At 66.1% G+C, this 9,059-nt stretch carries 11 protein-coding genes and 1 pseudogene; 11 read left to right on the forward strand and 1 reads right to left on the reverse strand.

The genetic code is table 11. The features are described 5' to 3' along the window. Positions 1-18 precede the first annotated feature (18 nt). From P3W97_RS09250 to P3W97_RS11085, 8 genes are all read left to right on the forward strand, one after another. Entirely contained in the window at positions 19-1,224 is a 1,206-nt protein-coding gene (locus P3W97_RS09250; protein WP_300846077.1) for a cyclopropane-fatty-acyl-phospholipid synthase family protein, read from the forward strand. A 220-nt stretch (positions 1,225-1,444) separates the two neighbouring features. Next, a complete protein-coding gene (locus P3W97_RS09255; protein WP_300846061.1) occupies positions 1,445-1,819 on the forward strand; it encodes a chalcone isomerase family protein in 375 nt (124 codons plus the stop codon). Then, positions 1,816-3,132, forward strand: coding sequence for an MFS transporter (locus P3W97_RS09260; protein ID WP_300846063.1), 1,317 nt, complete (start codon positions 1,816-1,818; stop codon positions 3,130-3,132). The genes P3W97_RS09255 and P3W97_RS09260 overlap by 4 nt, the downstream gene beginning before the upstream one ends. A 26-nt stretch (positions 3,133-3,158) precedes the next feature. Next, positions 3,159-3,728 carry a DUF3833 domain-containing protein gene (locus P3W97_RS09265; protein WP_300846065.1) on the forward strand — a complete coding sequence of 190 codons (570 nt, stop codon included), beginning with the start codon at positions 3,159-3,161 and terminating at the stop codon, positions 3,726-3,728. Continuing rightward, positions 3,725-4,495 (forward strand): SDR family oxidoreductase, encoded by a 771-nt coding sequence (locus P3W97_RS09270; protein ID WP_300846067.1) that lies wholly within the window; start codon positions 3,725-3,727, stop codon positions 4,493-4,495. Before P3W97_RS09265 ends, P3W97_RS09270 begins: the two co-directional genes overlap by 4 nt. 3 nt (positions 4,496-4,498) lie before the next feature. After that, complete coding sequence (locus tag P3W97_RS09275) at positions 4,499-4,981, forward strand: nuclear transport factor 2 family protein (protein ID WP_300846069.1); 483 nt, start codon at positions 4,499-4,501, stop codon at positions 4,979-4,981. 11 nt (positions 4,982-4,992) lie between these two features. After that, complete coding sequence (locus P3W97_RS09280) at positions 4,993-6,696, forward strand: cryptochrome/deoxyribodipyrimidine photo-lyase family protein (RefSeq protein WP_300846071.1); 1,704 nt, start codon at positions 4,993-4,995, stop codon at positions 6,694-6,696. Between the two features lie 38 nt (positions 6,697-6,734). Further along, positions 6,735-6,779 carry a DUF2256 domain-containing protein gene (locus P3W97_RS11085; RefSeq protein WP_367184614.1) on the forward strand — a complete coding sequence of 15 codons (45 nt, stop codon included), beginning with the start codon at positions 6,735-6,737 and terminating at the stop codon, positions 6,777-6,779. Positions 6,780-7,741: 962 nt separating this feature from the next. Here the strand turns inward: P3W97_RS11085 and P3W97_RS09285 are convergent. Beyond that, on the reverse strand, positions 7,742-8,185 hold the full coding sequence (locus P3W97_RS09285; protein WP_300846073.1) for a helix-turn-helix domain-containing protein: 444 nt from the start codon (positions 8,183-8,185) through the stop codon (positions 7,742-7,744). Positions 8,186-8,357: 172 nt separating this feature from the next. On the opposite strand from P3W97_RS09285, the gene P3W97_RS09290 reads away from it, so the two are divergent. The 3 genes and pseudogenes from P3W97_RS09290 (at position 8,358) to P3W97_RS09295 (ending at position 9,005) form a co-directional block, all read left to right on the forward strand. Next, positions 8,358-8,555 (forward strand): DNA-binding protein, encoded by a 198-nt coding sequence (locus P3W97_RS09290; protein WP_300846079.1) that lies wholly within the window; start codon positions 8,358-8,360, stop codon positions 8,553-8,555. Beyond that, positions 8,552-8,749: pseudogene (locus tag P3W97_RS11090) on the forward strand (DNA-binding protein); the annotation flags it as partial. The gene P3W97_RS09290 and the pseudogene P3W97_RS11090, both read left to right, overlap by 4 nt. Positions 8,750-8,768: 19 nt before the next feature. Beyond that, a complete protein-coding gene (locus tag P3W97_RS09295) occupies positions 8,769-9,005 on the forward strand; it encodes a hypothetical protein (protein ID WP_300846075.1) in 237 nt (78 codons plus the stop codon). Positions 9,006-9,059 lie beyond the last annotated feature (54 nt).

Genomic DNA, 9,059 nt, shown 5'->3' on the forward strand with positions numbered 1-9,059 from the left:
CCCCACAGCCCCTCGGTCATGACTGCCGCGTTGCACGGCGCGCCCTCTGCCGCGCGGGCTGCACTGCGGCTGCTGCAGCGGCTGCGCCACGGCTTGCTGGAGCTGCAGGTCCCCGGCGGGCAAACACTGGTGTTCGGTCACACCGGTGCGGGACACGAGTTGCGCGCCCGACTGGAACTGCACAACTGGTCCGTTGCTGCCGCCGCCCTGCGCAGCGGCGATATCGGATTTGCGGAAACCTACATCGCGGGCGACTGGACCACCCCTGATCTGACGGCCCTGCTGCGTGTCATGCTAGCCAACCGGCAGGCATTGGACGACGTCATTCACGGCTCGTGGGGGGGCAGACTCCTCTACCGGCTGCGGCATCTGCTGCGCCGCAACACCCGCAGCGGCAGCCGGCGCAACATCCACGCCCACTACGACCTGGGCAACGCCTTCTACCGCCTTTGGCTAGACGATACGATGACCTACTCTTCCGCCTGGTTCGAGGGCGACGCGGGGCGCGATCTGGCCAGCGCACAGCGCGCCAAGATCGCGCGGGCGCTGCGCATGGCGGGGGTGACGCCCGGCGCGCGCTTGCTGGAAATCGGCTGTGGCTGGGGCACTTTGGCCGAGACGGCAGCGCGCGATTTTGGCGCCCGGGTGACCGGCGTGACGCTGTCGACCGAGCAGTTGACGCATGGCCAGCAGCGGCTGGCTGCCGCAGGCCTGAGCGACCGCGCCGAGCTGCGGCTGCAAGATTACCGCGACGTCGAGGACGGCCCCTACGATGCCATTGTCTCGATCGAAATGATCGAGGCGGTAGGGCGCGAGTATTGGCCGACCTATTTTGACACCCTGCAGCGGCTGCTGCGCCCAGGCGGTCGCGCCTGCATTCAGGCCATTGTCATCCGGGACGAACTGTTCGAGCGCTATTTGCGTTCCACTGATTTCATCCAGCAATACATATTCCCTGGCGGCTGTCTATTGAGTCCGACGGTCTTTCAGGAGCAGGCGCGGCGCGCTGGCTTGCAGGTTGTGGACACGCTGGCCTTCGGGCGCGATTACGCCGAAACCTGCCGCCGCTGGCGTCGGGATTTTCTGGCGCGCCGCGAGGCGGTGCTGGCGCTTGGCTTCGACGAGCGCTTCGTGCGTTTGTGGTCTTTTTATCTGGCGTATTGCGAGGCCGGCTTCGACGCCGGGGATATCGATGTCGTGCAGTACACGCTGGTCAAACCGTAACGGGCTTGGCTGGGGGATTGGGGTTGCCTGTTTGGTCGTTGCGCCCGCGTGGGCGAACGTATCTGGCGAAACGCCGCCTCCCGCCAGCGGCAGCCGCGCCACCGACCAGGCTGAGCTGCTGCCCGGTGCGGTTTCAGTGGGCAGGGGGACGCTGCGCTTCCTGGGGTTTGCAATCTACGACGCGCAGTTATTGGCCCCACCAGGTTGGCGAGCAGAAGCATTGGGACGCGCGCCACTGGTGCTGGAGCTGACCTACCGACGGGCCTTTCGCGGGGCAGACATCGCCCGCCGCTCGCTGGAGGAAATGCGCCGAGCCGGTCCCATTTCGGCATCGGACGAAGCGGCCTGGCTCGCCGCTATGCAACGGATTTTCCCCGATGTCGGGCCGGGAGACCGGATCGCGGGTCTGTGGCAACCCGCTGTCGGGGCCCGCTTCGTGTTGACCGATGCCAACGGCCGCCGACGCTTGTTGGGCGAAGTGGCGGATGTCCGCTTTGCCGAGCGATTTTTTGGTATCTGGCTGGCAGCCTCCACGTCTGAACCCGAACTGCGGCGCGCGCTGCTCGGCCCCGAGGTCGCGGTGACGATGCCATGAATCCCTCGTCACTGTCCATCGGCGACGGCTGGCGCTACGGCCTGCTGGGCTTGCCGTTGGCCTTCGCCGCGTTGCCGCTGTATGTGCATTTGCCTCATCACTATGCAAGCCTGGGAGTGCCACTGACCACTTTGGGTGGGGTGCTGCTGCTGGCGCGCGCCTTCGATGCGTTGACCGATCCATGGCTGGGCCGGTGGTTGGACGGCGTATTCCAGGCCGGGCCTTCTGCCGTCATGCGCCGAGCCTGGCTGATCGCGCTGATGCTGTGGCTGGGTCTGCTGGGCCTACTGTTCCCGCCGGCGGCCGCCCAGGGGCATCTGGCCGCCTGGGCGCTGGCCGGGGCCCTGGTCACGACGCTGGCCTACAGCGTGCTGGTCATCGCCCACCAAAGCTGGGGCACGCGCCTCGGGGGCGATGCGACACGTCAGGCCCGCATCGCAGCCTGGCGCGAGGGTTGCACCCTGGCGGGTGTGGTCGTCGCTTCGATGCTGCCCGCGCTGGCCGGTTGGACGGCAACCTTGACGGTGCTCGCGCTCGTCTTGCTCGCCGCCCTGCTGGCGTTGGGCCGCGGCCCGTCCCCAGCATCGCTCCCGCTTTCGAGCCCATCGGTAACTGCTCACAGGAGCGCCAAAGGTGCCGATTGGCGGCTGCCTTGGCAGCGCTCGGCGTTTCGGCGCCTGATGGCCGTTTTCGTGCTCAACGGATTGGCCAGCGCCATGCCGGCGACCCTGGTGTTGTTTTTTATCGCGGATCGGCTGCAGGCCTCCGAGTGGCAGGGGATGTTCTTGGCTGGGTATTTTGGGGCCGCGGCGGCCGGCATGCCAGCGTGGCTGAGCGCGGTGAGGCGCATCGGATTGGCGCGCGCGTGGTTGGCCGCAATGGGATTGTCGATCGCCGTTTTTGCCTGGGCCGCGCTGCTCGGCCCGGGCGACGCCTGGGCATTTGCCGCAGTCTGCGTACTGTCGGGTCTGGCGCTGGGTGCCGATCTGGCCCTGCCTGCCGCGTTGCTGGCAGGGGTGATCGCCGATGCAGGTGACCGCGGCCGGCATGATGGAGCCTACTTTGGCTGGTGGAACTTGGCCGCCAAAGGCAACCTGGCCCTTGCGGCCGGGTTAGGCTTGCCAGCGCTGGCGTGGTTGGGCTACACCCCGGGCACTCGCGACCCAACGGGGCTGCAAGCGCTGAGCCTAGCCTACGCGATATTGCCCTGCGTCATCAAGGCCTTGGCTGCATGGCTGTTGTGGCGCGGATGGGTACGTCCACCTCTATCCGATGTCCGCCCAACCTCACCCGGCGTCGCTCCCCCAAACTGATCCCCTAACCCCCTTGGAGTCCGTCTATGCGCGCGCTTGCCCTTCTCCGCCACTCACCGTTGCGTTTGCGCACGCGGCTGTTGGCCGCAGGCGCTGCCCTGCTGCTGGGCGGCTGCGCATCGCAACGCATCGAATCTTATGCTGCCGAACAACCAGCGCTGGATCTCAAAACCTATTTCGACGGGCGCCTGGTGGCACACGGCATGTTTCAGGATCGCAGCGGGCAAGTGGTGCGGCGCTTCGTGGTGGAGATGACTGGGACCTGGCAAGGCAACCAAGGCGTGCTGGATGAGCGCTTTACCTACAGCGACGGCAAAACCGAGCGGCGCATCTGGCGCCTGGTGGACGACGGCAATGGCCGCTATCGTGGCACAGCCGACGACGTGGTGGGCGAAGCCAGCGGCCAAGTGCGGGGCAATGCCTTCAACTGGCGCTACACCCTGCGCCTGCCCGTCGATGGCAAGGTGTACGAAGTGCAATTCGACGACTGGATGTACCGCATCGACGAGCGCATCGTCCTCAATCGGGCCGAAATGCGCAAATTTGGCATCCGGCTGGGCGAAGTAACGCTGGCCTTTACCCGACTGGCGCCATGAGCCTGAATCCGCCCCTGCGCGACTGGACCGGCCGGCGCGTCTGGATCGTCGGCGCCTCCTCCGGTATCGGTCGGGCCGTGGCCGAGGCACTGCATGCCCGCGGGGCGACGGTGCTGGTCTCTGCGCGGCAAGCCGACGCCCTGCAGGCCTTTGCCGACGCTGCCCCCAGGCGGCGCGCATTGCCACTGGACGTCACTGACCGCGCTGCCGTGGAGCAGGCTGCTGCCCAAGCCTTCAGCGAAGGTCCACTCGATCTCACCCTGTTCTGCGCTGGACACTACCGCCCCCAGCGAGCAACTGCTGTCGATACCGATGAGCTGCTGCGCCACCAGCGCGTCAACGTGGAGGGGGCGCTGCATTGGGTGGGTGCGTGTGTGCCACGCTTGCTCGCGCAGCGCTGTGGTCATCTCAGCCTGGTGGGCAGTGTGGCAGGCTATCGCGGCCTGCCACAGGCCCTGGCCTATGGTCCGACCAAGGCGGCATTGGCCAATTTGGCCGATGTGCTCTATCTGGACCTGCGCCCCAGCGGCATCGGTGTAAGTCTCATCAGTCCCGGCTTCGTCGCCACACCGCTGACCGCCCAAAACACCTTCCGTATGCCCGCGCTCATCTCGCCCGAGCAGGCCGCCGCCGCCATCTTGCGCGGTTGGGCGCGCGGAGCATTCGAGATTCACTTCCCTCGGCGCTTCACCGTATGGCTGCGGGCCTTGCGCTGGCTGCCCGATCGCTGGTATTTCGCCCTCATCCATCGAGCCACTGGTCTTTGAATCATGGAAGATACCCCCAGCTACGGCACGGCAGTACCGCTGAGCGAGCTCAGTGCCGACCCGCTCGCGCGCGTCGAGCAGTTTTTTCGGACGCTGACGCCGGCCTCGTTGTCAGCGCTCGACCGGGTATACACCGAAGACGCCTGGTTCAAAGACCCGTTTCACGAGGTACAGGGGGTGTCGGCCATCCGTGCGATCTTCGAGCACATGTACCTTCGGCTCGACGGGCCACACTTCGTCGTGCGCGATCTGCTGGGCGATGCGCATCAAGGGTTTGTCACTTGGGATTTTGTCTACCGCTTTCGCGGTGAGGCGCGCGATCGCTGCATCCGCGGCAGCACTCATCTGCGCTTCGCGCCCGACGGGCGCGTGCGTGTTCACCGCGACTACTGGGACGCCGCGCAGGAGCTCTACGAGCAACTGCCCGTGCTCGGCGGACTGATGCGCTGGCTGCGCCGACGTGCGGCCGCGCCCATCGGGCATTGATATCGGCCAACATGGCGGTACAGATTGTCTGGTTCAAGCGCGATTTGCGCGTGCACGACCATGCGCCTTTGGCGGCTGCAGCGCGGGCCGGCATGGTGTTGCCCCTCTACATCATCGAGCCCAGCTTGTGGCAGCAACCCGACAGCGCCGCGCAACACTGGGGTTTTATTCGCGAGAGCCTGATCGAGCTGGATGCCGCACTGCGCGCCACGGGCCTGCCGCATGCGGGCCTGCGGGTGGTGATAGGCGAGGCGGTTGAGGTACTCGAGGCCGTACGCCAGCAAATCCGCATCGGCGCTCTTCATGCGCACGAAGAAACCGGCAATGCCCACACCTTTGCGCGCGACCAGGCCGTGCGGCGCTGGGCACGCAGCCACGGCATCGCAGTACACGAAGCACGGCAATTTGGCGTCATCCGTGGCTTGCGTGAGCGTGAACGCTGGCTGCCGCAGCGCGAACAGCTGATGGCCGCACCAACGCTGTCCTGGCCGCCGCCGCGGCTGAGCTTTGCCGATTGGCCGTCGCCTGCCCAGACCGCCATGGACCTCTGCCAGGGCCCCATCGCATGGCGTTGGCAGACCGGGCGCTGGGTCGCTGGTCCGTGGCCGGACGCCACGGCGCTGGGACTGGATCCCTGGGAACCCCCGCACCGCCAGCGCGGAGGACGTCGCGCGGGCCACGTGACACTGACCGATTTTCTGGACGGACGGGCTGCACATTACCGTGGCGGCATCTCATCGCCGCTGTCAGCGCCGCAAGCCTGTTCGCGGCTGTCGCCCTACCTGGCCTATGGCGTGCTCAGCCTGCGCGAGGTGGTCCAAGCCACACGTGCTCGGCAGCAGGAGCTCGCGGCCCTACGCAACAGGGCCGAGGCCACCCAGCAACGCCGCCTCGCCGCGGGTCTGCGCGCTTTCGAAAGCCGGCTGTACTGGCACTGCCACTTCATCCAAAAGTTGGAAACCGAACCAGCTCTGGAATGGCAAAACCTTCATCGAGGGTACGACGGGCTCAGAGAGGGTGACTGGGACCCAGCGCGCTTCGAGGCGCTTCGACAAGGCCGCACGGGCTGGCCGCTCGTGGACGCCTGTGTGGCTTGGCTCCATGACTGCGGCTGGCTCAATTTCCGCATGCGGGCCATGCTGGTCTCGGTCGCAGCCTACCCCCTGTGGTTGCACTGGCGCGAAGTGGGCCTATGGCTGGCCCGCCTCTTTCTGGACTACGAGCCCGGCATCCACTGGCCGCAGATGCAAATGCAGTCGGGCACGACCGGTATCAACGCCACGCGGGTCTACAACCCCATCAAGCAGGCCCTGGACCATGATCCGCGCGGAGAGTTCGTGCGCCAATGGCTGCCAGTGCTGCGGCGCGTGCCCGACGCTTGGTTGTTCGAGCCCTGGCGCATGCCACCCGATTTGCAGCGGCGCTGCGGGGTGCGCATCGGTGTGGACTGGCCCCAACCCGTGGTCGATCTGGATATGGCGCTGCGCGCGGCCAAAGCACGCCTGCACGCACGGCGCCAGCAACCGCAGTTGCGCGCCGAGGCAACAACGCTGGCTCTGCGACACGGCTCGCGCCGCGGCATGCCAGGCGCCACAGCGCGCGACCCCAGCACTGGGATGGAGCGCGCTCGGGCACCCAACCGCTCGCCGGCATCCCGCCCTGCGGGGAATCGCTTGGCAAGGACGCCCCCACAACAGCTCGGTTTTGACTGGTAAGCGCATCACCATGCACCGCAAGCCCTTCTTGCCACAAAATTTGTCCTGTTTGCAACCGCCCATTCGCATGGCGGCGCAAATAGATAGGCGCGCCACTGGGAGCGGGTCACCCACTGTTCCGATCGCTGCAGGGGCCAGCGGGGCGCCGCGCCGGATGCGGAAAATCGGGGCAATGCATGAGTGCTGGCACGGTTATTTGGCTGGTACGAGCTGAGCTGCGACTGTATGATCAACCGGCCCTGCTGCGCAGCTTGACGGAGGCACGAACGCACGGAATGCCATGGTTGGCACGGTGGTGGGCGCCCCGCCGGCGCGATGCTGCGTGGGGCTTTCCGCGCATGAGCGAGCGCCGGCGCGCATGGTGGAACGTGGCCGCCAGCGCACTGGCTGCCACGCTGGAGCGGGCAGGCCATGCTTGTGGCAAACGGCGCCGGGTCATGAACTGGTCGATTGGTTGATGGCGCTGCCGCGGCCATGGCGAATACACACGATCGACCAACTCGCCCCGGAGGAGCGGCGCGATCTGCAGGCCTTGCGCCAATTGGGGGCAATCGTCATCACACACGGACACAACACGCTGCTCGAAGCGGCCGATCTGCCATTCCAAACGTCGGACTTGCCCGACGCATTTACCATCTTTCGCCAACGGCGCCAACGCCACGGCACGTCCGTGCGCGCCCCTGTGCCTGCACCCACAAACTGGCCACCTCCGCTGCCCCCCCCAACTGAGCCTACCCGCCGCGAGCGCGTGGCCGTCAGGGTTTGTGCGCGCTCTGCGCCGACGGCCGCCGCACTGAGACTGGATCCTCGCCACGGCCTGCCCGTCGATGCTGCGCTGCCTGATCCTTGGGCGGGCAAAGCAGCCGCGTTGACGCACCTGAAGCGCTGGTGGGGGTGAAAAGATTGGAGGCGAAGAAGTCGAGGAGACAAAAAGTCGCGTGAAGAGGCGTGATGAGGCGAAAAATGCCGTTAAATCAATGACTTAGGCATCATCGCCGCGCCGCGTCGCCTTGCACGCATTGCAGGCGCCAAAAAACGGGGGGGGTCACGCGCGCTTTTGTTTGGCCGTCAGTTCGCGGACGGCCTGGCGGAGCTCGGCTAGCTCTGCCTGCTGACGAGCGCGCGCGAAGAGTTCGTCCAATATCGCCTCCGCCTCCTCTGGTGAGGGGGCGCTCTCGACCAGCTCGATGAGCTTGGACCAGCGGCGGGCATGACGACCCGCGAGCGCATCGAGCGATGCGCTATCTTGTTGATTCTCCGTGGTTTTTTCTGACTTTGCCGGCAGCATCTCGCCTTCGCCGGTGAGTAGCCACGTCATGTTCACGCCGGTCTTGGCGATGGCAGCGAGAGCCGCAGAACCTGGGTCGCGTTCAGCATTCTCGTAGCCAACAATCGTCCGCTTTGGAATGCCGGAGCGGCGGGCGAACTCTTCTTGAGTCAGCCCGAGCGCGTGCCGCCATGCCTTGATGCGCTTCGCTATGTCAGACATGTGGACTTCCCCGCTTTCTCGTCAAGTGGGGAACGCGAAAGCGGGGAATTTCCCCACTTCCCCACTTTGAAGCGGGGACAAGTGGGGAACGTTTTATTCCACGATCGCGCTTGACAGGTTCCACGGTTGAGCTATATTTCTGCCATGATGTTGTCCAATCATGGCACAAAGCATGACACGCGTGAGAACCATTGAGGAAGCCCGCCGGGATCTGGAGCGGCGAGGCAAGAGCATCAAGCAGTTTGCCCGTGAGATAGGCGTGAGCGAGCGCATCGTTTATGGCCTTCTTCAGGGGCGCTTCATTGGTCGCCGCGGTCAGGCGCATCGAGCAGCGGTACTCCTTGGCATCAAGGATGGGGTGCTCGAATGAGTTACACACTTGAGCACCTGGCAGCCGCTCTCGACGTGACGAAAGACGCCGTGAAGAAGAGAGCCAGCCGAGAAGGCTGGCCCTATCAGGAGCAGACCTGTCGAGGCGGGCGGCGGCGGGTTTACCGAATCGACTCTCTGCCGACGGACGTGCGCCGGGCAGTGGAGCTTTACCAGGCGCAGCAGGCCGCGCGGATGAACGGAGGCGAAAGCGATGCAGTACTGCTACATGGACGAGGCCGACCGGCTGGTGGCGGTGGTGGAGCGGATGGGCAACGGCACGGCGGTCTCGCCGGTGCGGTGGCGGCTGCGCTGGGCGGTCCGGCAGGACGCGGCGGGGCTGGCGGATTCGGTGTACGGGGAACGCTGGGAGGCTGTGGCGCGGGTGCTGAAGATCTGTCCGCATGCAGCGCTGAAGGTGTTCAACCGGCGCGGGGAGCGGGTGCGCTGACCCCGCCCGCCCCCGGCGGCGAGCTCATCCAGGCGGGGGCGTGCCCTCTCCCCG

This window comes from Tepidimonas sp. (genome assembly GCF_029335975.1).
Classification (GTDB): Bacteria; Pseudomonadota; Gammaproteobacteria; order Burkholderiales; family Burkholderiaceae_C; genus Tepidimonas.

Excerpts from the sequence above, each read along its gene's own strand:
- P3W97_RS09295 (WP_300846075.1), top strand. The coding sequence starts at position 8,769 with ATGCAGTACTGCTACATGGACGAGGCCGACCGGCTGGTGGCGGTGGTG.
- P3W97_RS09260 (WP_300846063.1), top strand. The coding sequence starts at position 1,816 with ATGAATCCCTCGTCACTGTCCATCGGCGACGGCTGGCGCTACGGCCTG.
- P3W97_RS09270 (WP_300846067.1), top strand. The coding sequence starts at position 3,725 with ATGAGCCTGAATCCGCCCCTGCGCGACTGGACCGGCCGGCGCGTCTGG.
- P3W97_RS09285 (WP_300846073.1), bottom strand. The coding sequence starts at position 8,185 with ATGTCTGACATAGCGAAGCGCATCAAGGCATGGCGGCACGCGCTCGGG.
- P3W97_RS09290 (WP_300846079.1), top strand. The coding sequence starts at position 8,358 with ATGACACGCGTGAGAACCATTGAGGAAGCCCGCCGGGATCTGGAGCGG.
- P3W97_RS09275 (WP_300846069.1), top strand. The coding sequence starts at position 4,499 with ATGGAAGATACCCCCAGCTACGGCACGGCAGTACCGCTGAGCGAGCTC.
- P3W97_RS09280 (WP_300846071.1), top strand. The coding sequence starts at position 4,993 with ATGGCGGTACAGATTGTCTGGTTCAAGCGCGATTTGCGCGTGCACGAC.
- P3W97_RS09250 (WP_300846077.1), top strand. The coding sequence starts at position 19 with ATGACTGCCGCGTTGCACGGCGCGCCCTCTGCCGCGCGGGCTGCACTG.
- P3W97_RS09265 (WP_300846065.1), top strand. The coding sequence starts at position 3,159 with ATGCGCGCGCTTGCCCTTCTCCGCCACTCACCGTTGCGTTTGCGCACG.